Here is a 22,872-nt window from a genome sequence, read left to right on the forward strand (position 1 = left end):
TTTTAGTCCCTAAACCCGCCCCTACAGTAGCTACCGAATCGATGTTCTAACAACAGAGTTCATGAATTACGCGATCGCCATTGACTTTCTCCAGGATTGTGATCCCATTCTGGGACAACTGATTGACCGAATTGGTGCATGTCAGCTAAATCAGCACGAGTTGGAGGGAGATTTGTTCTTTTGCTTATCCCGGTCAATTCTGCACCAACAACTGTCTACCAAAGTGGCGCATGTTATCCACAGTCGGTTTCTCCAAGTTTACCCGGACACGCCGTTTCCTACTGCACAGGATGTCCTAGACACACCTGATGAAGTTCTCCGAGGTGTGGGGATTTCACGCCCGAAAATTGCTTATCTTAAAGACTTGGCACGTCATTCAATTGATGGATTGCCCACCCTGGAAGCGTTGGAAGTTATGGATGATGAGTCGATTATAAAGATTTTAACGCAGGTTAAAGGGATTGGAGCTTGGACAGTGCAGATGCTGCTGATTTTCCGTCTCAAGCGATGGGATGTTTTACCTGTGGATGACTTGGGTATACGTACAGGTATTCGGAACCTGTATAATCTTGAGGCACTTCCTGATCGCAAGACTACAAAACGTTTCGGACAAAGGTGGAAGCCGTATTGCAGTATCGCCTCATGGTACTTGTGGCGCAGCTTGGATCTAAAGCCAGTCTGAGGATTACTGGAGGGAGGGGAACATTACGATAAAAAGAGCAGCAACGTAAGGGCGATCGCCTTTGGCGCTGGGCTTCGCTCAATTGCACTTTTCTTATCACTGACCGAATAGAGTGTGGCACAATGATTATAGTAGCATTGTCAGTGCTGCTGACTCTGGAAATATGTCATACAGTGATTTCAAAACCATTGATCAAGCCGTTTCTACCCTCGAATTAACCGTCGAGGATATTTCTCATTTATTTAGCAACATTGCACCGATTGAACCTTCACAGCGGCTTAAGGAAACACTGGATGAAACGTTAGATTTGGCGGCAAGTATCAGTACAGAAAAAGCTAGATCTGAATTAATTATTACTCCGGTTTTATTGGAAGTAAGACGTAAGTTTAATAATAAAATTGGCTATTTTTCGGGTAATACGTTTAATGTTGACGAATCAAAAGGGTTAACAGGTGCTTGTGACTTTATCTTAAGCGCATCAAAAAATCAATCTCTCGTTACTGCTCCGGTTTTAACATTGGTTGAAGCGAAAGATAATGATATCCGCATTGGGTTAGGACAATGTGTCGCTCAAATGGTTGCTGCTCAAATATTTAATGACCGTAATGGGCTGGAGCAGCCAGTGGTATACGGTGCAGTTTCAACGGGGACAAACTGGAAGTTTATCATGTTAGAAAACCATATAGTAAAAATTGATTTGACTGAATATTTCATTACCCAGTTAGATCAAATATTAGGCATTCTTGCTGAACCATTTAAAGTATATTTTGAGGGTGCGATCGCGTAGGTTGAGGCATCGATGGAAGAATCAATTGGGGCTTGGGATTTTCTCGAACGAATAATGCCTTCAAGGATGTCCAGTAACTTATGTATATTTATATCCATGCTCTTCTCTACTCTCTTATTGTATTCACCCTCCTAATCTGGGATCGTTGTTAATGCTTGCGATCGCAGATCCTTGCGGTTGATCAAGCTCAAAATGAATCTTCTGAGCCGGGAAGTAAATCGTCTGATATGCCTGAATTGTTTCTTCTGGAGACAATCCCTCTTGTGAACGAGCAATCGCCCGTTCTAGGGCTGTCTTAAAGCTGCAATCAATCCAGAAAGAGAGATCGTAATATGACTGAAATTGATGCTTCAGTAAGTAGATTCCCTCTAGCAATATAACATCTACTTCCTCAAAGCTGTAGATATGTTTTCGATATTTCGTAGCTGTTTCTTCCGTGAAATCTGCCTCAAGATAAATGGATCGACGATTGCGTAATGGAAAGACGAGTTGACCAAATAACTCTTCAAAACGAATCCCATGTCGGTAGAAGTGTTCCGGTGGATTGATTTTACTAAAGCGTTTTTCAGGCAGATTTAACCAACCATCAAGATTGATGTTTGCGATATTGAGACCCCGTTTCAAAAGTAGGGTAGCAATTTTGTCGGTGAGATAGCCTTTCCCTGAACCATCTATCCCTGAAATCGCGACTAGAAGCGCCTGGTGATCTGGAATAATTGTCCGCTGTCGAACAATCGCTTCAGCTACATCTTCAATGCTGATCAAGCCTTTTCGCGGGAGATTGTTGAGCATAGCCAAAACCGTAATCAAACAAATGTCAGTTTGAAGCGAGTATTAAAGGGTTGATCAAACTATCAAACATTCAATCGTTCAATTTAAATCTTTTTACCGATATAGAAAGCATAGCCATAAAATTCTTTGTATTTGTAATATAATTCAGCTTCATGTCTTTGATTTTCTATGAACTCTTCGGCAGTTTTATTGCCTGCATATTTTCTCAAAAAGTCTTTTTGTGCAGAAACTTGCGGCGTATAAAAATTGTCAGTCCAACAAGTTTCGGGCAAGATAAAAGTGGCAATTGGAATATATCCGGCTTTTTGCATTTGTGCCACCTTGTTTGAAATAGTATCTATTTCCGGATAAGCATCTTGCCAAAATGCGTCGATTTCATCAGGTCGCTCTTCGGTAAACCACGATGCCTCTGAAACGCCAATAAAGCCTCCTGTCTTCAAAAACTTATGCCATTCATTTATGCCTCGTTCAAACCCGATATTGTAGATTGCTCCTTCTGACCAGATTAAATCTAATTCTTCATTCTGAAAAGGAAGATTCTCCATTGAACCAACAATACCATTGACTCTATCCTGAAGATTCAGTTTATGGGCGTTAACATTGAATATATCTATAAAGGTGGGAAATAAGTCGATGCCTGTAATATACCCTGACGTACAACTAGCCATTGCCATTGTCTGACCACCGGTGCCACAACCAATATCAGCAATTTGTGATTCATTCGTCAGATTATCAATAAAGCTCAAAGCTTTAATCGTTACTTCAGGACTCCCAGGTCCTTGTCGTTCTAGGCTTGAATAATATTCGCAGATTAATTGAAAATCGAATTCGTGAATCGATTTATTTTCCTCGTTCATAATGTTTTCCTTATTTTCTCCAAAAATTTAGCCCTGATCATACATTGGACAAGTCTGTCGAGTAAAGAAAGGAATTTTAGATATAGTCCACTCCCTATTAAACTGAAGTCCCCCTCATTCAGATGTACTACACCCAGGCTAAAGCCTTGCTGATTCCCTTATGAATCGCATCTCGCTGAGGCATGACTTAATGGATCATAAGCCGAATGACTAGCCTATAGTACGCTACGCGATCGCCTTTAGCATCAGTTACGTTCGACTTGATCAACTCTCTCTTTCTACCCGGCGAATCGGAATTTGGATTTCACTGCGCTTGGCAGGTTCGGGGACATAAGGAGCATCGTAGAAGAAACGGCGAGGGGAGCCAACAACAGTCCATTCTGGATGCTGTGCTAACCACTCTCGTAACCGTTCTATGTTTTTTTGATAGCTGGAGTAATCGTAACTACCTTTTAAGCCAAGGCTGACGACTGTCATGGGTGGGATATCTTCAACTTCAATGTTTTGGCTAATTTCGTCGGGGTAGATATCCGTGCTGCGGTAGAGGAATGAAACCAGCGCTTCCCCTTGTTCATCGGGTGTACCCATTGGATTGGCTTCCAGGGTACTAACTGGATAACGGGTTTCGACTGGAGCCGTCATCGAGATATTGTTAGAACTGATATGGCGATAGAGAGGGTCAAATGCTCTATTGGCTGCCATTGAGAGTTCTCCTGAATAGCGAACTGTGGCAGAGCGGTAGGCTGGATAGTGTTTGACCTCAATTTTTCCCTCTGGTGTTGGCGGCGGAAATCCTTCTGGCAAGGGAGCTGTAGCTGCATCGTAGGCGAAGAAGGCGATCGCAACGACGACTAGAATTCCTAGGGGTAACAGTAAGTGCTTTAGCTTCACAGGGCATCTCAGAAACTCTTTCTATTCTAGATCGGGCAGTTCTTCCGGGGGGTAGACATATCTTCCTGGCAAAGTGCGATGGCGCGATCGCAATCCCCTCTCCAAGCAAGACTGACTCAACGCTTACTCAAATTTTGGCGGATGTTCCCCTAGCTTGACCCACATCCGACGCACCCGAATCAACTGGGGACGATTCATCTTTAGGGTAGCAATCGTTGCTTGACCAACAGGTGTCAACCCGATTAACTCTGTTGCATCCTCACTCCAGGTAAAATGCTTTTCCCACATTTGCCGATGGGGATGAAACAGAGGAACCGTCTGCTGGGTTGTGGGGTCTAATCCGGTTTGAAGAGTGGCTTTGTAGCGATTACAGGTAGGACAAGAAAGGCACAGATTCTCAAAAATTGTCTCTCCACTAACTGAGCGAGGAATAATGTGTTCAAATTCAAAAATTACAACCGTCAGTGCTTCAGCCGTGCGGCAATAGGCACAGCAATGTCTAAAATGGGTGCGAACTTGTCGCTGTAACTCAACAGGAATATATGCGCTCACGCCACTGTCGCCAAGGTTTCTAGGCGGTGCAGGGTATACCTGGCGCGGGTTTTGAGGATTGTCAGTTGATCGACTTGTGCGAGCAGATGGTCTAGATTGGCAATTTCGTCAGCAGAGAGTTGGGATTCTGCATTCCGAACTAGCAAATCGTCCAATTGATGTTGTGCAGCAGGAGCTAGGCTACTATTGGCTAAAGCTTGTAGTTCATCTTGGCTCAAGCCGATTAAACATTCCTCATCCAGAGCTAGTTGGTTTGCCAGTCGATTATAAACTTCCAAATCTAATAAGACACCAACTCGCTCCCCCTGCTCGTTGGTAATGTAACGCACTTGCTCAGACATGAGTTTTTTGTGTAAGGTCTTTGGATTCATCGTAGCTTATGGGAGTTTGGCGATCGCATCTCGTACTGCTTCGGCTGTGAAAGAGTGTACTTTAAGCACAACAGTGCGTTTAGATGCTTGCTATGATACTACCTGTGATACTATTGCTGGATGGGCAAATTAGAGAAATTAGTAGAGCAATTCCTGAATAAACCGCCAGAAGTGCGGTTTGAGGACGTGCGCTACCTTCTGGAAGCTTTCGGCTTTGAAGAAAAAAGGTCTAAGGGTAGCCACCATAGTTTTCGAGATTCACAAGGTAGAAAAATTACTGTACCCAAAAAAGGCGGACAGAAGGTTAAGGGAGTTTATGTCCAGCAAATCGTTGAGCTATTGAACTTAAAGGAATGGAGCGATGAAGACACTGAACCAGAAAAACAAGCTGAGTGAGAAGCAGCCATTGGACTATTATTTGAATCTTCAGTATCCAGTAACACTTTACCCCGATCCAGAGGGGGGATATGTGGCTCAGATTAAAGACTTACCTGGATGTCTGACTCAAGGTGAAACGCTGGATGAGACGAGCGCAAACATAAATGAGGCGCGGGAGTTGTGGATTGAGACAGCTTATGAAGCTGGAGATGAGATTCCTTTACCCAGTACGGATGATACCTACAGTGGTAAACTACTCCTGCGAATGCCGAAATCGCTACATCGTCGTTTAGCTGAGAAAGCGGACAGGGAAAATGTGAGCCTCAATCAGTACATTGTGTCTGTGTTGAGTCAGGGAGGATCAGGTTAGGAGTACGATCTCTAGATTATTCTTACTAACCCCACATTGATTGTATTTTAACAATGCGTTCTACTCTTTCAACTGGCACATCCAATAATCTCAATCATCGTTAATACAGCTAACATAGTAGCCAGTATTACTAATTGAATAGTTACATTGAAATTACGCTGTTTTCAAAGTAAAGCCAAATATGTTTTTTTTCAAGCGTCGTAAAAAGCCGCATTCATACGATAAAAATTTGCAAACCAAGAGGGGGTTGATTAAAATATCAGGTTGCGAAAATGCTAGTCGGAGTGGCGATGTCATCTTTATTCATGGTTTAGGTGGGAATGCTTGGAGTACTTGGCATCCGCAAGAGCTATACGATGATAACTTTTGGCTGACTTGGCTGGGAACAGACTTGTTAGATATTGGGATATGGTCTTTTGGATATGCGGCTGAACCTTTTAAATGGAAAGGTGCAACAATGCCACTTTTTGACCAAGCTAGCAACTTACTCGATTGGTTAGAAATTTGTGATATTGGTCAGCGTCCGCTAATCTTTATTACTCACAGCTTGGGTGGATTAGTGGTAAAAGCAATGCTGAGAAGTGCTCAGACTTTTGGCAAACAATCTATTATCGAGCAGACTAAGGGTATTGTGTTTCTAGCCACTCCACACACCGGTTCTCATCTAGCTCAACTAATCGATAATATTGGCATTCTTGCGCGAAGCACAGTGAGCGTTGAAGAACTAAAAGCACACGCTCATCAGTTGCGTGAACTAAATGAATGGTATCGGGAAAATGTTCGTCATCTGGGAATTCAAACAAAGGTTTATTATGAGACGAAGCCGATACATGGCATCTTGGTTGTAGACCCGGATAGCGCTAATCCAGGTATTGAAGGGGTGAAGCCTGTCGCTATTGCCGATAACCATATTGGCATCTGTAAGCCTAATTCCAAGGAAAATCAAATCTATCTTGGAGTCAAAAAGTTTATTCATGAGTGTTTAAGAGTACCTTTACAGTTACCTAAGATTGACTTTAATTCTAGAAAAAGTAAAAGTTTTACAGAATTAGAAGAAGAGAATTTAGTAACTAAACCGTTAGCATATATTTCAGAAGAATCAACTTCTCTTCCCCAAAATATAGACGTCAGCAATAAAGTTATAAGCTCTCATTTATTTAATAGTTTGCATGTAGTAGACAACCAAGTTACGTCTGTTAAACCAATTGAAGTATTCTTCTCATTTGCTAGCCAAGACGAAAAGCTGCGCGATGAGCTAGAAAAACACCTCATTATTTTGAAACGGCAGGGCGTGATTACAACTTGGCACAATCGTAAAATTGGAGCAGGAAAAGAATGGCAAAATGAAAGAAATGTACATCTAGATACAGCTAGTGTAATTTTGCTGTTAATTAGTGCGGATTTTATCGCCTCAGATTATTGCTGGGATGTGGAGGTAAGGCGTGCGATGGAGAGACATGAAGCGAAGAAAGCCCGTGTTATTCCTGTGATTCTCCACCCTACTGATAATTGGAGGAACAACACACCTTTCGGGAAGCTTAAACCACTACCTAAAGATGGCAAACCTATAAGCAAATGGGGAAATCGTGACGAAGCATTTTGCAGTGTTGCTCAAGGTATCCGTGCGGCAGTTGAAGAACTGGCTGCCAGCCTATAAACAAATGGCTGTCCTATAATAAGGTCTGTAGATGTTAAATTCAAGCTATATTTACTATTGAATTAGAGGTACGGAAATTGATGTCACCCGCTAAACCTATCAAAGTTTTATATTGTTGCTCTGATTCTAAAGATGATGAAAAAATGCTACAAGGATTAGACAAACAGCTCAATATTTTGCAGCGGCAGGGCTTTATTAATACCTGGCATACAGAACTGATTGGTGCGGGAAAAGAATGGAAAAATGAGATATATGAAAAAATAATAACGGCTGATATAATTATGTTGCTGATTAGTGCGGATTTTTTTGCCTCAGACTATAACTGGAACATCGTTCTGGAAACGGCTAAACAAAGGCATAAAGCTAGAAAAGCTATTGTCATTCCTATTCTCCTTCGCCGAGTTGATAATTGGAAGAGTGCGTTCGACAATCTTAATATCAAAGCCTTGCCTAAAGGGGAAAAACCTGTAACCGATTGGAAACCTTATGATAACGCCTTTGAAAATATCGCTAAAGGTATTAGGCGCTTAATTGAAGAACAAAGCACTTCTCCCTTTTCTCTAAAATCTCATCCATGGCTTAGGGCAGGTGCAACTTCTGTTGTAAGAAATCTGGCATCTATACCAACTGTCGATGCTTTTGTCTTCTCTAAAAAAGTGAAGTCTCGTTGGCACAAGAAGGCAAGCATAAAGACTATTATCGTACCTGCTATAATTGCTCTCGCAAGTGTAACCGCAATCAATCACCTGACCCATATATCAGGGATACCTTCATTAGTACCTTCTGCAACTTCTAATTCAATAGAAAACATAAATCCAATTGGCTGGATTAGAATAGGTGTTGTTGATAATGCCTCAAATAGTTTATCTGTTAAAGAGCAACTGATTCAATCTTCAAATCCTCGATTCGCTCCTAGTGTTGATGCTCTTAGTGTTCCATCAATAGGAGAAGTCGTAACCGTAAAAAACCCTGTGAACTTAAGGAAATATAGACCAAAGCCATATTTACCAGAGAGTGTGGGTTTAATTAAACCTGGAGAGAAGCTCGTTATTATTCAATTAGAACCTTTAGTAAGAGTTGATTCTAATTTTCCTCGCAAGGAAGTTTGGGCGCAAGTTGGTAAGTGCGCTGACAGTTGTAGTAAGTAAGGATACAGCGGGTTAAAACTCAATGTAATATACCTCTATCGTGCGTTGCTACTTATCCTACAGGTAAAGTCTAAAAGAGAGCTATGAAAGCGGATTTTAATTATATCATGTCTGGTCAAATACCTCTAATAAAAACGCCTGAAACCCTTGTTATTAAAGCATTGCAATTAGGGGCAATCGTCAGGACATGATATTACCTCAGCCCCAAGAATCTGATCGACTATCAGGGTCAACTCTGGAAAAATGCCTGAAACTTACTCTTGTATCAAAATAGTGGTGAGGGTTAGCCCGCGATCGCGCCTCAGCGCCTCTCGCATCGCCATCTCATCTGTAAACGTTTCTCGTAATAGCCGTCCTTCATAAACCAGCGTTACCTCACTCTCCTGAAAAGACCAAGGAGATACAATTATCTGGTGAGGATCATCATTCACATGAGTCAACCTTAGAACAGTTTCACCATCAGCCGTAGGCACCTGCTCAACCTGCTGTTCACCTGACACATTCTGACACAAAATTAGTGAAAGAGCATCCCAAGTCGCTACCAGTTTTTGGTTGCGCTTGATCACGTCTGGTGTCACATAAGGGACATAATGGGGGTCGTTTTTCAACGTAGCAATAAGTTGTTCTTGAAAGGCATACTCACTGTTGAGAAAATCCTGTACAATTCGGCTAGACTCCGGGTTTTTCTGCCAACTTCGATATCGCTCATATAGCCCAGTACCGTGCAGTGAAACGAATAACGTCACATACCTCCCCCAAGGCATTGCTAGCTGTTTCGCCCCCGTCCAAATATCAATATGGACTTGGGTTGGGAGTTCGGTGAACCGATAGGGATAGCCAGTTTCGGGGTTGAGAGTGGGCGATTGTTCCCACAATAGCCAGCCAATATCATGTTGTTCGGCGGCGAGACAGAGTTCTTTGGGTGGGACAAACTGACCGAACTGTTCATTTCCCCAAGCCCGGGCTAATTCGCCAGAAACCCAGGCGTGGTTTGGTTGGGTGATGCAGATAAGTCCCTCTTTTGATAAGCGATGTAGCATGATTTGAATTCAAAATCGAAGAATTCTAATTTTGAATTGATTCCCCTGAGTATAGGTTTAATTTGCACTATTTTAGCTGTGCCACACCGCCACTGATACCGTAGAGTAATTTGGTTGAAGTTATGAAAACTGTTCCCTGTGACACCTATTCCCTGCCCTCACCTCTATAATTATTCAGTAAACCCTAATTAACTTGATTGGGTACACAAGAGGTGATGATTTGCCTAAACTCCTCCGGTTCGGGCTGACCCGCTTGCAAGTCTTGACCAATTTGCATGAATTCGTCTAGGGTGTAAGTCTCTTGAATCTTCTCAATCGTACAGGTACAAAATACCCTGATTTCCTCTGGGCGATCGCCAACACAGTTTTCGATATAAATTTGAACCATCTCAGGAGGATAGGTATTCGTCGGTTCTTGGGGCGTCACATCAGGCGTTTGCGAATTTCCTCTAGGTGCGCTCATAAGTACCAGGACTAAGGTACTCATTACCGCCGATAGGGTCTGGATGTTTTTCATGATTTCTTAAATGAGCGCTATTGATGTGAATGATATCATGTCCGGTTGAAGACTTAAAAGGCAACAGGGAACGAGGAACCGGGAACAGATGATATACAATTTCAATGCACATCAGCTTATCAGTCATCAATCACCTGCTGTCTTCTACCTTTTGGTATAATTATCTCTAAAAAACTAAACCCACAATCATCCCTGCCAATAGAACAAAACCAATCCAGACATTTTGGCGGAAAATTTCCCCATAAACGGGCTTGGGAATATCAGGTTGGCGCAGTCGCGTATAGTGCCAAATCCACCCTATCGTGGCTACACCTAAAGCAATCCAAAAACCCCAGTGTAGCTGCATGACAAACCCCAATCTCGCCAAAAATCCCACCGTAGCGGCAAAAAATAGACCAACGGCTTCTGGGGCGTAGTCTCCAAAAAACAAGGCGCTAGAATTAACCCCCAGCTTCTGGTCATCGTCCCGATCTGACATCGCATAAACAGTGTCAAAGCCTAACGTCCACGTTACCGTTGCTGCCCACAAAAACCAAGTGGCGGGTTGTAAATTCCCAGTAACGGCACTCCAACTGATTAAAACAGCAAACCCCCAGGCGATGGATAATACCAACTGAGGAATCGGAAAAACGCGCTTTGCGGATGGATAAAATACAATCACGGGAACGGCGGCGACGCACAGCCAAAAGGTGAAGGGATTGAGATACAGGGCGAGGATACCTGCACAACTCATCGCCACTAATGCCACAACCACGCCCACTTGTACAGATAGGGCGCGAGAGGCTAAGGGACGTTCTTGGGTGCGTTCGACTTTGGGATCAATATCTCGATCCCACAAATCGTTGATTACACAACCCGCCGCACTGGTAGCTAAGGTTCCCAGAATAATCACACCGACAAGGGGAAGCGGAGGTGTACCCTGGGCGGCTAAGAAAACTGCCCACAGCGCAGGAACCATTAAAATTAAGCGTCCGGCTGGTTTATCCCAGCGCAACAGCCGCGCGATCGCTAGCCAAGTTGGTATTGAGGGAGGGTGTTGGTCGGTCAGCATCGATGCTCAGGTCTTTTATCGGGTCTTCACCAAATTAGGTGTAAATCTATATCGTTAAGATAACGCAACACTTTGCTACTGTCGATTTGAGCAGATTTAAAGTTATCTTTATCAGTAGCATCACGGCTAGAGTTGTAATCCCGAATACAAGAATGATCGATTTAGCTGCTCAAGGGAATTCAGCAGGAGTTTCGACTCCAACCACCGACAACGATCGCATTCTGGCTGCCATTGATATTGGCACGAATTCGATTCACATGGTCATCGTCCGGATTGACCCGACGCTTCCTTCGTTTACGATTATCGCGAAAGAAAAAGATACGGTGCGACTGGGGGAACGTGATCCCCACACTGGGAATTTAACTCCCCAAGCCATCAAACGCGCGATCGCGGCGTTGCAACGTTGTCAGGAGTTAGCGAAAAGCTTCCAAGCCGATCACCTGGTTGCTGTGGCGACGAGTGCGGTACGGGAAGCCCCCAATGGACGCGCCTTTTTACAGCAAGTTGATTCACAGTTGGGGTTATTTGTCAACCTGATTTCCGGTCAAGAAGAAGCGCGGCGGATTTATCTGGGCGTCTTGTCAGGAATGGAATTCAACAACCAGCCTCATATCATCATCGATATTGGTGGCGGTTCAACGGAATTAATCTTAGGCGACAGTCACGCCCCCCGTTCCCTCACTAGCACCAAAGTCGGTGCAGTACGCTTGACCCGCGAATTCATTACCACTGATCCGATTAGCGATCGCGAGTTTCAATACTTGCAAGCCTATATTCGGGGACGAATCGAACGTGCCGTTGAAGATATCTTAGCCAATATCGAACCCGGAGAAAAACCCCGTTTAGTCGGCACATCGGGGACAATTGAAACCCTAGCCGCCCTTCACGCCAAAGACAAATTCGGTGAAATACCCAGTCCCCTGAATGGTTACGAATTCAACCGCAATGACCTCAAAGATATCGTCAAACAACTCACCTCCCTCACCTGCGCTGAACGGGAAAAACTCTCCGGACTTTCGGAGAAACGGGCAGAAATTATCGTTGCCGGGGCGATTATTTTACTAGAAGCCATGACGATGTTAGACATTCAGTCTCTCACCGTCGGGGAACGCGCGTTGCGAGAGGGAGTCATCGTAGACTGGATGCTTTCCCAAGGCTTAATTGAAGACAGACTGCGGTATCAAGGCGAAGTTCGCAAACGCAATATCATTAAAGTCGCGCAAAAGTATCACGTTAATTTAGCCTCTAGTGAACGGGTGGCTAACTTTGCCGTTAGCTTATTTAACCAAACCAAAGGACAGCTACACAATTGGGGAAATGAAGAACGAGAATTGTTGTGGGCGGCGGCAATTTTGCATAATAGTGGTCTGTATGTGAGTCATTCTGCACATCACAAGCATTCCTATTACCTGATTCGCAACGGAGAATTACTGGGTTTCACCGATATTGAGATTGAATTGATCGCTAACTTGGCTCGCTACCATCGCAAGAGTTCACCCAAGAAAAAGCACGACAATTACAGTAATTTACCCAACAAATACTATCGGCATCTAGTCAAAGAAATCAGCCCTTTATTACGTTTAGCGGTTGCCCTAGATCGCCGACAGATTGGGGCAATTTCCAAGATCCGCTGCCACTATATACCAGAGGACAAAGAGTTGTGTTTGCGTCTGACACCTACAGATCCCAATGATACCTGTGCCTTAGAAGTTTGGAGTTTAGAGGATAAAAAAGTCGCGTTTGAAGAGGAGTATCATGTTAAAGTCGTCATCCAGCTAGTACAAGAAGGCAGAAGTCCGAAGGCAGAGGGCAGAAGGCTATAAGGAACATAATGTAGCTGCTTTTAAGCAGCTTGTTAACTGGTTAGTATTTGAAGCTGCGCTGCACTAGAAAACCAAACCAGTTAACTCTAGCAACCGTAGTGGTATGGCACAGCTAAAATGGTGGAATAGGGTTGTAGGTTGGGGTGACGCTTGTTACCCAACAGGATCTAGGGCTAAGGTTCCCTACTACGGACCCAATTATTACCTGACGAATGACGAATGACCAATGACGAATGACCAATGACCAATGACAATTAAGGTCGTCCTTGCTTCTCGTAATACTGCTGATGGTAGTCTTCAGCTAAATAATAATCAGAAGCGGGTTTAATTTCGGTCATAATATCCTGGTCATACTTACCAGACATCTGAAGCTTGCGCTTTGAGTCTCTGGCGGCTTTCTCTTGCTCCCGATTGTGGAAAAATATAACCGAGCGGTATTGTTCGCCGCGATCGGGTCCCTGGCGATTATACTGGGTAGGGTCATGAATTGACCAGAAGACATTCAGCAGGTCATCGTAGGAAATCTGAGACGGATCATACTCCACTTGCACCACTTCTGCATGTCCAGTAATTCTGGCACAAACATCCAAATAGGAAGGGTTCTCAAAATGTCCTCCCATATAGCCGACGGATGTAGAAGTAACGCCATTTAATCGACGAAATGCCGCCTCTACTCCCCAAAAACAGCCTGCTCCAAATGTCGCTTTTTCCATGAGATATTCACCTATTTTTCCGATAACTGGGTATAAATATAGTGGTGGAAATCAACGGACATGCCGTAGGGTGGGCATTGCCCACCAGCCTTAAGTCAGTATCATTCACTTTAAGTTTCTCCACCAACTTAGCCTAATTGAAGATGAACCAAGCATAGGTCAAAATTGCCAGAAACGCGAAGCCAATGAGAGTTTCGCGTTGGTCTTGCCAAAGCCGAAGTATACTTTGCCTTAGGGAACGTAAGGTTACTCTACGTTCATGACCAAGTTCATCCATGAGTTGAGCCACTCTAACATCAACTTCCTCAATGGAGACATCGCCTCGCTTGTAGGCGGCTTCTAACTCGTCAAGCTTTCTCCAGTAGTCTTTGGTGGATTCGATGAGATTAATCATGAGTTACGCTAAGATTGTAAACTTCTGTAAAGATCCTAGCGTGACTCCTGGAGTCGGGGAGTGAGGTTTACCCAACCGCCTGGGGATATTATGTCCGGTTGAATACTCACATTTAGGTGGAGACAAGGCAGAAGGCAGAAGGCAGAAGGCAGAAGGCAGAAGGCAGAAGGCAGAAGGCAGAAGGCAGAGGGCAGAAGGAAAAAATACCCAAGCTATAAAAAGGGATTTCAAAAGCAGATTAGTCCTTCTCAGGTAATCTCGCTTCGCCAAAAACCTGCTGCGGTGTCAATTCTAATCCCTCAAACAACGAATCGGTGATCACCATATCTTTCGTATAGGTTCGCGGTGGTGCATCAGGATAGAAAACGGTGATACTTCTGGCGTGGGGATCGACAACCCAAACTCGTAAGACTCCTGCTTTCAGATAATCGGCGGCTTTCTCCATCAACGTGCCAAATCTTTGTCCCTGGGAAATAATCTCAATGGCTAATTCTGGGGGAACTGGACAAGGTTCATCTTCCATCACGTCTGTCGGTAGTCGCTGATAAGAAATATAGGTTAAATCTGGCACAGGAACCCAGTCTTTACCCCGACGTTTTAACGCGATCGCCCATTCGGGATTCACTTCTCCCCATTCCTGACACCACTGGTTCAAAAGCGTATACAAAGCGCCAGTTACCCTAGCATGAAATCGTTTTGGTGACATTTTTGGTACTGCTTCGCCCTCGACTAATTCATGAGTTACATCTGAGTCTGGCATTGCCAGAAATTCTTCCAGTGTTAGCGTCTTCTCTAACTGTTGCATGGCTATAATGAGTGATTAGCGATTTGATATTTTTTTCTTCGCTTCCCTAGTGGAACCTGGTTGGTAGGGCGGGTTTCACGACTCTCATTTCCTTTTCGCCTAAATGACGAATGACATAAGACGTCGCTTGCTTGGCGCTTCCTTGAGTATGACGCTCCCTACCGTTAACTTTAGTTGTTACCACTTAAATCATTACACAAAGCTGTTTTTGGTCAAGACTCTGGAGTTCTAAACTAGGAGGAATGGGTTCAGGCAGGGGTTCAATACTGTGATAAAATGCATAGTTTAAATGGGCTGATTTTACCATTTGCTGAACCCCATTGACTAATACTCTCGCTGTATTTGGTCCTCTGACTAAAGACGTGTAGAAAAATACATCGTATTTGGCTAAAGCAATCCCCTGACCCGCCTGACCGGTTTCATAAACATCCCAGTTATAGCAAATATCGATATCATTCAGGTTTCGGACTCGCCAAATAGCAAAACCATCTGTCCAGCCGATGTTCATCAGTTGCAGCTTGGTCAAATTCCCTGTCATAAATCCCCCAATTCCCTGTTTTCAACGCTGTTGACTGTGCTGTTTTCAGTATGGAAACGAGATGTTAGCGATCGCGTTGACGTATTGTGTAAGTTGATACTGAACTTAGATAAAACTTATGCATCTGACATCACGATACCCTAGATCGTGCCAAGTTCAACCTGGTGGGAATCAACCCAACAAATCTGTGATAATAGTTCTATGCTGCACTACCGTAAGTCCACGCTCATTGACGCCCCTGTCGAGGTTGTCTGGAACTTTCACTCCGCCTTGGCATAGACAGATCCCCGACTTCTCCAAGAAGTCGGGGATCTTGCTTAAGGCTGTACCTCATCAACCTGAAATCTGCTGTAGGTTTCGTCCCAATAGTTTTTATCGTAATACATTGCGCCTAAATGTATGACGCTGTATGTCATTTTTTGGTATGACAATTCGCGATGCTGGAGTTGAATTGTCGCTGAATCAGTCAGGGGTTTATATAGAGCTTTGTCGGCTTAAAGATGAAACTTTAATTTTATAAATAGAAAAAATATTAACCTAAATAATGGTTTTTATTTTTTGCCCATATTTTATAAAGAATTTGTAAAATTGTTGCTGAAAATCAATCCAGTGCAATAGCATAGGGATGATGAAGGCAACAGTCTGCTAGGATAAAAAAGCGGGGTGTCTATCGTGATCGGGGTTAAGCGCTTCTATGGAATGTATGTCAATTAAACCCAATACCTAATCAGGTTATTTGGATTAAACCTTGATCAAACTCAGCATTTATTAACAGGCGGGGTTTCCATTCTAAATTCAGCCGAAAACGATGATAGGCTTCTGTCCTAAAGATTGGGCAAACCAGGGTTATCTATGATTGGAACTTGATTGTTGATTCATCCTATACCTTGTTGAACGAGCTTTCTTTGGATTTAACTCAACTAAACGGTAAGTATCCTGTGATGACCTACACTTTGACAGACTTACGATTTTGCAGCATACGTTTGGCTTATCCTTCAGGAAAAATGCCCTGAGTGAATTGATCGGTAAAGATGTAACCAATTTTATCCCTGTGCTAAGACGATTCGGGTAAAAAACCATCCCCCCTAATCTGGCAAAATAGAGGACTAGGGGGGTTCTCCAAGGCAATCAATAGACTGTATTTTGTCGCCTCCCATCTCCACCAAGGCGATGGGGTTGTTCAACGGAATCTAGAGTGGTAGGTAACCAGCCATGTTGAGGACTTTTCTCAAAAATTTATCCAACCAGAAAAAACTTCAAAATCAAATCCTATTGCTGCTGTTTTTAAGCAGTCTTATTCCGGTTTCAGTTGTCGGACTTTACGGAATTTTTTCGTCCACCACCGCCTTATCAGAAGTATCGGAAACTAAACTAGAGGACAGAGTTGCTGATGATGCCGAAAATATTGCTGCTGTTTTAGAGGGACTTAATGAAGATGTTTTGTTTCTCAGCAAACTGCCTGCGATTCAAGGAATTATTCGCTCAGAAACGGGAGGTGCTACTGATGGTGAAAGCGCTCAACCCACTGATGTTTGGATAGACCAAGCCCAGACCATTTTTGACAGTCTCATGCAGGCGAAGGCTGAATATATGCAGCTTCGCTTTATTGATGAAGAGGGTCAGGAAATAGTCAGGGTTGATTCCGATGGAACAACGACAACAGTTATCCCGGAAGCCGACTTACAAAATAAAGGCGATCGCGGCTATTTTGTTGAAGCCATGAAACTGGAACCTGGAGAGGTTTATGTCTCCCCGGTTAACTTGAACCAAGAACGCGGAGAAATCGAAACCCCGTTTAAACCCGTGATTCGCTACGCCACACCTGTTGCTGATGCAGCCGGGAATAAGCAGGGGATTGTGATTGCCAATGTGTTTGCCACAAAGTTCCTGCGATATATCGAAGAGGCGAAATTAAGTCAGGGAGAAACCGCCCTATTGGTGAATGCAGATGGCTACTATCTCTCTCATCCCGATGATGAGAAAGAATGGGGCTTTGACATCGATACAAATGAAACCTTGGCGAAGGATTATCCTGACCAAATTGTGGAGCAAATTCTCCAAGGTGGACAGGGATTAATCGGGACAGGAAGCAATGAACTCATCAGCTACGCTACTGTTGATCCAGCACCGAATCAACCTGGCTTTTTAGTCGCGATCCGTACTGTTCCGAAAAGCACTATTTTTGCCTCGGTGACGGCGTTTAAAGTGGTGGCGACGCTGATTATTTTAATCTCTCTCGCCGCCGTGCTACCTGTAGGCGTTTTCCGAACTCGTCAACTGGCGGATTTAATTAAACAAATTGTGACTCGTATCTCCACCGCTAGCCAAGAAATCTTTTCCACCTTAGAAGAACAAGAACGGGTGGCGAGTCAGCAAGCGGCTTCAGTGAATGAAACCACTACCACCATGGATGAACTAGAAGCCTCCTCCCGCCAATCCGCCGAACAAGCCAAGGCTGCTGTCGCCGCCGCCCAGAAAGCACTAAACCTGACTCAGGGAGGAACTCAAGCTGTCGGTGAAACCCTGGAAGGGATGTACACTCTGGAAAATAAAGTTGGCGCGATCGCCCAGCAAATTGTTCGTCTTTCTGAACAGGCAAATCAAATTGGTAGTATTTCACAGTTGGTGTCTGAATTAGCCAATAAAACCAACATGTTAGCGCTTAATTCCTCGGTAGAAGCCGTGCGTGCGGGCGAACATGGGAAAGGCTTCTCGGTGGTTGCCAATGAAATTCGTAAATTAGCGGATCAAAGTCAACAATCGGCAGATAAAATTGGGACTTTGGTTTCGGAAATTCAAAGTGCGATTAACTCAACCGTCATGGTAACGGATGAAGGAACCAAAACTGTGGCATCCGGTGTGCAAATTGCTCAAAAAACCAATGAAGCGTTTACCGGGGTAGCCGATGCAGTGGATAAAGTGGTGTTAAACAACCAACAAATCTCCCTGAACTTGAAACAGCAAGTCGATGCGATTCAACAAGTCGTCGAAGCGATGGAAACCATTAATAAGGGAGCAAAAGAAACCGCCACAGGGATTAATCAAACCAAGATTGGTACCCAGCAACTGAACGAAACCTCTCTGGAATTGCAAGAGATGGTTTAACGGTGCAGGGATGTAGAGACGTAGCATGCTACGTCTGGGAGATGGGGGAGATGAGGGAGATTGTGTAGGGGCGGGTTTCACTACTATCTTTTTGGTTACACCCAGATGTAACTAAACCCGCCCCGACTTTACATAAGACGAATGACAAAGGACATAAGACGAATGACGAATCATGATCATAGACGATGAAGAACTGCGAACGTTGTATAAAACGGCGGGTGAAGAACGTCTAGAGAAACTCACGGTTGGTTTGCAGCATCTACAAAAAAATCCAGAGAATGAAGCAACCTTAGAACAGTTGCTGCGAGACGTTCACAGCTTAAAAGGAGATTCTAAAAGTCTAGGGGTTAAGGCTGTCGAAACCCTTGCCGATCGCATGGAATTTACTCTGGGACGGATTAAACGCCAAAAGCTAGTTTTTTCGCCGTCGGTGAGTCAATGTCTGGATCATGGATTAAATGCTATTCGTCTTTTCGTCGTCGAAGCCGTAACCGGGACGCCAAGTGGTGTCAATTTAGCGGAAATACTGGATCAATTTCAACAAGTGGCGGTTGAATCAACAGCAAATGCAGCAGATCAAGATGTTTCGCTGGAACGTCTAGAGAGGAAGAAAATGAGCGCTGAATCCTCTGAAGTAGCCCAAAGCTATATCAATGATGATGAACTGCGAGAGGTTTATCAACTGGCTAGTCGTGAACGGTTGCAAAACCTAGAGACTGGGTTGCATCATCTGACAGAACATCCAGATGATGAAGCTATCTGGGAACAGTTGCGCCGGGAAGCCCATAGTATTAAGGGCGATTCTCGTAGTGTTGGTGTGGAAACTGTGGAAATTCTGGCTCATCCCCTAGAAGAAATTATCGAGAACCTCAAATCCCAACCCACAGCATTTACCTCCCAGGTTAACCAAACTTTACATCAAGGATTAGAGGCGATCGCGCAATTCGTCCAAGAGGCGGTAACGGGTAAACCGAGTCCAGTAGATACCACCGAAGTGTTGGAACAATTGATGCTGGTGCTGGAAAATTGCCAATCCTCGGCGGTTGCGTCTCCCGTTTCCGAAGATACAGAACTTGTAGGGGCGGGTTTTACCGATAACTTGGAACAAATACCCCCTAACCTGACTAAACTCGCCCCATCACCACCGTCTCCCCCACCCCAACTTGCAGACAGTTATATCGATGATGATGAATTACGAGAGGTGTATCAACTCACCAGTGGTGAACGATTACACAGCCTAGAAACCGGGTTACATGATTTAGCCCAAAATCCCGACAACCAAGCCATCTGGGAAGAATTACGCCGGGAAGTTCATAGTCTCAAAGGAGATTCTCGCAGCGTTGGCGTGGAAACGGTGGAAATTCTGGCTCATCCTCTGGAAGAAATTATCGAAACCTGCACATCTCACCCCCCTACTTTTAACCCAGAGATTAACCAAATCTTACATCAGGGAGTCGAAGCGATCGCCAAATTAGTCCAAGAAGCGATAACGGGTCAACCCAGTGCGGTGGATACGACCGAAGTGCTGGAACAATTGATGCTAGTCTTGGAACATTGTCAAGAATCGGCTGTAGCGTCTCCTGTTTCAGACGATGCAGAACTGGTAGGGATGGGTTTTACGGATAACCTGGAACCGATAACCCCGAACGGAACTAAACCCACCCCGCCACAACTCGCAGACAGTTATATCGACGATGATGAACTGCGCCAAGTGTATCAACTCGCCAGTAGTGAACGGTTGCAGATTTTAGAAGCCGGGTTGCTGCATTTAGAAAAATATCCTGATGATACAGCGACTTTAGATCAATTACTGCGGGAAGCCCATAGTCTCAAAGGCGATTCCCGTAGCGTTGGTGTCGAATCCGTGGAAACCCTCACCCATCAGATCGAAGACGTATTTGATCGGATCAAATCTCACCAGCTTGGGTTTACCGTCAAAGTCAGTGAAAGCCTCTATGATGCATTAGAAGCCATTCGTCGCTTAGTTGAGGAAGCGGTAACAGGTCAATCTCAGGGTGTGGATACGGCGCAAGTGCTGAATCAATTAATCGAAGCGATTGAAGTGTCAACCCAATCTCCCCCGGTGATACCTGTCTCCGAAACTCCGACGCCATTATCCTCTCGTCCGGATTCTGTTACGATTGTCGGCTTACCCGATGTCCCGTCGGAACCTCCCCTCAGCGCCACGTTTATTGACGATGAGGAAATGCGGAAGGTATATAAACTGGCTAGCCAGGAACGGTTACAGACACTAGAAACCGGATTACTGCAATTAGAAAAGCAGCCGGATGACCTAACCACCTTAGACGCATTACTGCGCGAAGCCCATAGTTTAAAAGGCGACTCTAGAAGCGCGGGCGTTGAACCCGTGGAAGCCTTAATCCACCATGTTGAAGCGATTTTAGGCGGGATTAAACTCCAGCCGACAATTTTAACTCCAGATATTAGCGATCGCTTGTATCGAGGATTGGATGCGATGGGTAAGCTGGTACAGGAAGCAGTGACGGGTCAACCTCAGGGTGTGAATACCAGGGAGGTTCTCAACCAGTTACTGGAAGTGTCTCTCCCTAGCTTACCTGATACTGTACCGACTCCCGCCCAACCTCCAATCCCCAAAACCCCAGCCCTGAGTGACACCTACCGGATTGATACGATTCGGGTTCCCACTCGTGATTTAGATGCGTTAATGGCGCAAGCGGAGGAATTAAATGTAACTAAACTTCGCATCGCTTACGCCGCGTCAGAAATTGAGGAATTAGTTACACTTTGGCAAGAGTGGAAAGCCTTTTATCGTCAATCCGGTGAGGCGACAGCCACAGAGGTTAACCCATTCCAAGAACGCTTAGATGAAAAGATTACCGCTTTACGCAGCGCCACCCAGGAAAATACTTCTAACCTGGATTTAATTGCAGAGGATTTACGGGAGAGAATTCAAACCCTACGCCAATTACCTCTATCTACAATATTCCAGTTATTTCCGCGTATGGTGCGGGATTTAGCCCGAAAACAATCCAAACAGGTGGAGTTAATTATTGAAGGGGGAGAGACGACGGCGGATAAAAATATTCTGGAAGATATTAAAGACTCTTTAACCCATCTAATTCGTAACGCGATCGATCATGGGATTGAGACACCCGCAGAACGGGAACAATTAGGGAAACCACCTGTGGCAAAAATTTGGCTGCGGGGGAGTCTGGTGGGGAATACAATTATTATTGAAGTCGCTGATGATGGGCGAGGACTGGATATCGACCAAATTAAGCAAACCGCAATTAAACGGAAGCTTTACCAACCCGATGAACTAGAGAGGATGAGTTCGAGTCAAATTTATGACCTAATTTTTGCCCCCGGATTCTCCACCCGCAGCTTTATTACCGAAATTTCCGGTCGCGGAATTGGCTTAGATGTAGTCAGGACAAACATTGAACGACTCAAAGGCGCGATCGCGATTGAATCAACACCGAATCAAGGCAGTACATTTCGCATCCAACTTCGCACCACTCTCGCCACTGTTAATGCCTTATTTGTCGAAGTTCAAGGAATTGTGCAAGCCCTCCCGATTGAATTTGTCCAAACCAGTTTACTCCTTTCCCCGGATGAAATAGAAACTATTGATGGGCGGGAAACATTGAATTGGATGGGGAAAAGGATTCCGATTGCCAATCTCGCCGATGTCTTGGAACTCACCAATTCTCCCGGCTACGCCTTGGCGGCTAAAAAAGAAACGCCGCTATCTGAGTTGCGATCGTGTATTTTGCTCAAAGTTGGTGAGGAAATTTCGGGATTTTTAGTGGATCAGCTTTTAGATACCCAAGAAGTCCCCCTCAAACCGCAAACTGTGTTATTAAAGCGGGTTAAAAATATTCTGGGTGCAACAATTCTCCCCACTGGGGATGTTTGTATGATTCTCAATCCGGCAGATTTAGTCAAATCGGGACAACAACAAACGCCAGCAACGGTTTCGGTTAAATCTCAGACGGTTCTGCAAACCAAACCGACAATTCTCTTAGTCGAAGATTCTCTCCCGGTGCGGACACAAGAACGACGACTTTTAGAAGGGGCGGGGTATGAAGTTGTGGTGGCGGTTGATGGATTAGATGGCTATACCAAACTTAAAAGCCGTCATTTTGATGCCGTAGTTTCTGATGTGGAAATGCCTCATTTAGATGGGTTATCGCTAACCGCCACGATTCGCCAGCATTCCGAATATCAAGAGTTACCAATTATTTTAGTAACCACCTTGGATTCAGAAGCTGATCAACAACGGGGTGCAGAAGCGGGGGCAGATGCTTACATTATTAAAGGTAAGTTTAACCAAGCGTTTCTATTAGAAACCATCAGCCGATTGGTTTAATTGACCGTTCGTAAGTAGTCGGCACTTTAGTGCCACAAGCGCTAAAT

Annotated in this window: 22 protein-coding genes; 10 read left to right on the forward strand and 12 right to left on the reverse strand. The window is 44.5% G+C overall.

The genetic code is table 11. From position 1 onward, the window contains the following. Positions 1-61 precede the first annotated feature (61 nt). A complete protein-coding gene (locus tag RIE73_RS13135; RefSeq protein WP_446401594.1) occupies positions 62-682 on the forward strand; it encodes a DNA-3-methyladenine glycosylase family protein in 621 nt (206 codons plus the stop codon). A 163-nt stretch (positions 683-845) separates the two neighbouring features. Beyond that, the gene (locus tag RIE73_RS13140) at positions 846-1,469 is read left to right on the forward strand and encodes a hypothetical protein (protein WP_446401595.1); all 624 of its coding nucleotides are present in this window, start codon (positions 846-848) and stop codon (positions 1,467-1,469) included. A 123-nt stretch (positions 1,470-1,592) separates the two neighbouring features. Here RIE73_RS13140 and RIE73_RS13145 read toward each other — a convergent pair whose 3' ends face one another. The 5 genes from RIE73_RS13145 to RIE73_RS13165 all read right to left on the reverse strand — a co-directional run bounded on the left by RIE73_RS13145 (position 1,593) and on the right by RIE73_RS13165 (position 4,902). Then, positions 1,593-2,261, reverse strand: coding sequence for a uridine kinase (locus tag RIE73_RS13145; protein WP_446401596.1), 669 nt, complete (start codon positions 2,259-2,261; stop codon positions 1,593-1,595). A gap of 83 nt (positions 2,262-2,344) precedes the next feature. After that, positions 2,345-3,118 carry a class I SAM-dependent methyltransferase gene (locus RIE73_RS13150; protein WP_446401597.1) on the reverse strand — a complete coding sequence of 258 codons (774 nt, stop codon included), beginning with the start codon at positions 3,116-3,118 and terminating at the stop codon, positions 2,345-2,347. 264 nt (positions 3,119-3,382) lie between these two features. Further along, a complete protein-coding gene (locus tag RIE73_RS13155; RefSeq protein ID WP_446401598.1) occupies positions 3,383-4,009 on the reverse strand; it encodes a heme-binding protein in 627 nt (208 codons plus the stop codon). A gap of 123 nt (positions 4,010-4,132) precedes the next feature. Beyond that, positions 4,133-4,561 carry an HNH endonuclease gene (locus RIE73_RS13160; RefSeq protein WP_446401599.1) on the reverse strand — a complete coding sequence of 143 codons (429 nt, stop codon included), beginning with the start codon at positions 4,559-4,561 and terminating at the stop codon, positions 4,133-4,135. Then, on the reverse strand, positions 4,558-4,902 hold the full coding sequence (locus tag RIE73_RS13165) for a hypothetical protein (protein ID WP_446401600.1): 345 nt from the start codon (positions 4,900-4,902) through the stop codon (positions 4,558-4,560). The genes RIE73_RS13160 and RIE73_RS13165 overlap by 4 nt, the downstream gene beginning before the upstream one ends. Positions 4,903-4,909: 7 nt before the next feature. On the opposite strand from RIE73_RS13165, the gene RIE73_RS13170 reads away from it, so the two are divergent. The 5 genes from RIE73_RS13170 (at position 4,910) to RIE73_RS13190 (ending at position 8,485) form a co-directional block, all read left to right on the forward strand. Beyond that, positions 4,910-5,065: a hypothetical protein gene (locus RIE73_RS13170; RefSeq protein ID WP_446401601.1), complete on the forward strand. Its 156-nt coding sequence runs from the start codon at positions 4,910-4,912 to the stop codon at positions 5,063-5,065. Next, positions 5,053-5,328, forward strand: a complete 276-nt coding sequence (locus RIE73_RS13175) for a type II toxin-antitoxin system HicA family toxin (RefSeq protein WP_446401602.1) — start codon at positions 5,053-5,055, stop codon at positions 5,326-5,328. The genes RIE73_RS13170 and RIE73_RS13175 overlap by 13 nt, the downstream gene beginning before the upstream one ends. Then, positions 5,294-5,680, forward strand: a complete 387-nt coding sequence (locus tag RIE73_RS13180) for a type II toxin-antitoxin system HicB family antitoxin (RefSeq protein ID WP_446401603.1) — start codon at positions 5,294-5,296, stop codon at positions 5,678-5,680. The genes RIE73_RS13175 and RIE73_RS13180 overlap by 35 nt, the downstream gene beginning before the upstream one ends. A gap of 181 nt (positions 5,681-5,861) precedes the next feature. After that, complete coding sequence (locus RIE73_RS13185) at positions 5,862-7,337, forward strand: TIR domain-containing protein (RefSeq protein ID WP_446401604.1); 1,476 nt, start codon at positions 5,862-5,864, stop codon at positions 7,335-7,337. Between the two features lie 80 nt (positions 7,338-7,417). Further along, a complete protein-coding gene (locus RIE73_RS13190) occupies positions 7,418-8,485 on the forward strand; it encodes a TIR domain-containing protein (protein WP_446401605.1) in 1,068 nt (355 codons plus the stop codon). 254 nt (positions 8,486-8,739) lie between these two features. On the opposite strand, the gene RIE73_RS13195 is transcribed toward RIE73_RS13190, so the two are convergent. The 3 genes from RIE73_RS13195 to RIE73_RS13205 form a co-directional block, all read right to left on the reverse strand. Further along, positions 8,740-9,525, reverse strand: coding sequence for a DUF3891 family protein (locus RIE73_RS13195; RefSeq protein WP_446401606.1), 786 nt, complete (start codon positions 9,523-9,525; stop codon positions 8,740-8,742). Positions 9,526-9,709: 184 nt separating this feature from the next. Further along, entirely contained in the window at positions 9,710-10,042 is a 333-nt protein-coding gene (locus tag RIE73_RS13200) for a hypothetical protein (RefSeq protein WP_446401607.1), read from the reverse strand. 166 nt (positions 10,043-10,208) lie between these two features. Further along, on the reverse strand, positions 10,209-11,093 hold the full coding sequence (locus tag RIE73_RS13205; protein ID WP_446401608.1) for a 4-hydroxybenzoate solanesyltransferase: 885 nt from the start codon (positions 11,091-11,093) through the stop codon (positions 10,209-10,211). A 152-nt stretch (positions 11,094-11,245) separates the two neighbouring features. Between RIE73_RS13205 and RIE73_RS13210 the strand changes: the two genes are divergently transcribed. Next, positions 11,246-12,916 carry a Ppx/GppA phosphatase family protein gene (locus RIE73_RS13210; protein ID WP_446401609.1) on the forward strand — a complete coding sequence of 557 codons (1,671 nt, stop codon included), beginning with the start codon at positions 11,246-11,248 and terminating at the stop codon, positions 12,914-12,916. A gap of 254 nt (positions 12,917-13,170) precedes the next feature. Here RIE73_RS13210 and msrA read toward each other — a convergent pair whose 3' ends face one another. The 4 genes from msrA to RIE73_RS13230 form a co-directional block, all read right to left on the reverse strand. Beyond that, positions 13,171-13,629, reverse strand: a complete 459-nt coding sequence (gene msrA, locus RIE73_RS13215) for a peptide-methionine (S)-S-oxide reductase MsrA (RefSeq protein ID WP_446401610.1) — start codon at positions 13,627-13,629, stop codon at positions 13,171-13,173. A 133-nt stretch (positions 13,630-13,762) separates the two neighbouring features. Beyond that, positions 13,763-14,023 (reverse strand): hypothetical protein, encoded by a 261-nt coding sequence (locus RIE73_RS13220; protein ID WP_446401611.1) that lies wholly within the window; start codon positions 14,021-14,023, stop codon positions 13,763-13,765. 238 nt (positions 14,024-14,261) lie between these two features. Continuing rightward, positions 14,262-14,828 carry a Uma2 family endonuclease gene (locus RIE73_RS13225; RefSeq protein ID WP_446401612.1) on the reverse strand — a complete coding sequence of 189 codons (567 nt, stop codon included), beginning with the start codon at positions 14,826-14,828 and terminating at the stop codon, positions 14,262-14,264. A gap of 184 nt (positions 14,829-15,012) precedes the next feature. After that, on the reverse strand, positions 15,013-15,366 hold the full coding sequence (locus RIE73_RS13230) for a hypothetical protein (protein WP_446401613.1): 354 nt from the start codon (positions 15,364-15,366) through the stop codon (positions 15,013-15,015). Positions 15,367-16,578: 1,212 nt separating this feature from the next. Here RIE73_RS13230 and RIE73_RS13235 point away from each other — a divergent pair. Beyond that, positions 16,579-18,471, forward strand: a complete 1,893-nt coding sequence (locus RIE73_RS13235; RefSeq protein WP_446401614.1) for a methyl-accepting chemotaxis protein — start codon at positions 16,579-16,581, stop codon at positions 18,469-18,471. Between the two features lie 172 nt (positions 18,472-18,643). After that, complete coding sequence (locus RIE73_RS13240) at positions 18,644-22,825, forward strand: Hpt domain-containing protein (protein WP_446401615.1); 4,182 nt, start codon at positions 18,644-18,646, stop codon at positions 22,823-22,825. The last annotated feature ends 47 nt before the right edge of the window (positions 22,826-22,872 follow it).

Source organism: Coleofasciculus sp. C1-SOL-03, from assembly GCF_040220555.1.
Taxonomy (GTDB): domain Bacteria; phylum Cyanobacteriota; class Cyanobacteriia; order Cyanobacteriales; family Coleofasciculaceae; genus Coleofasciculus.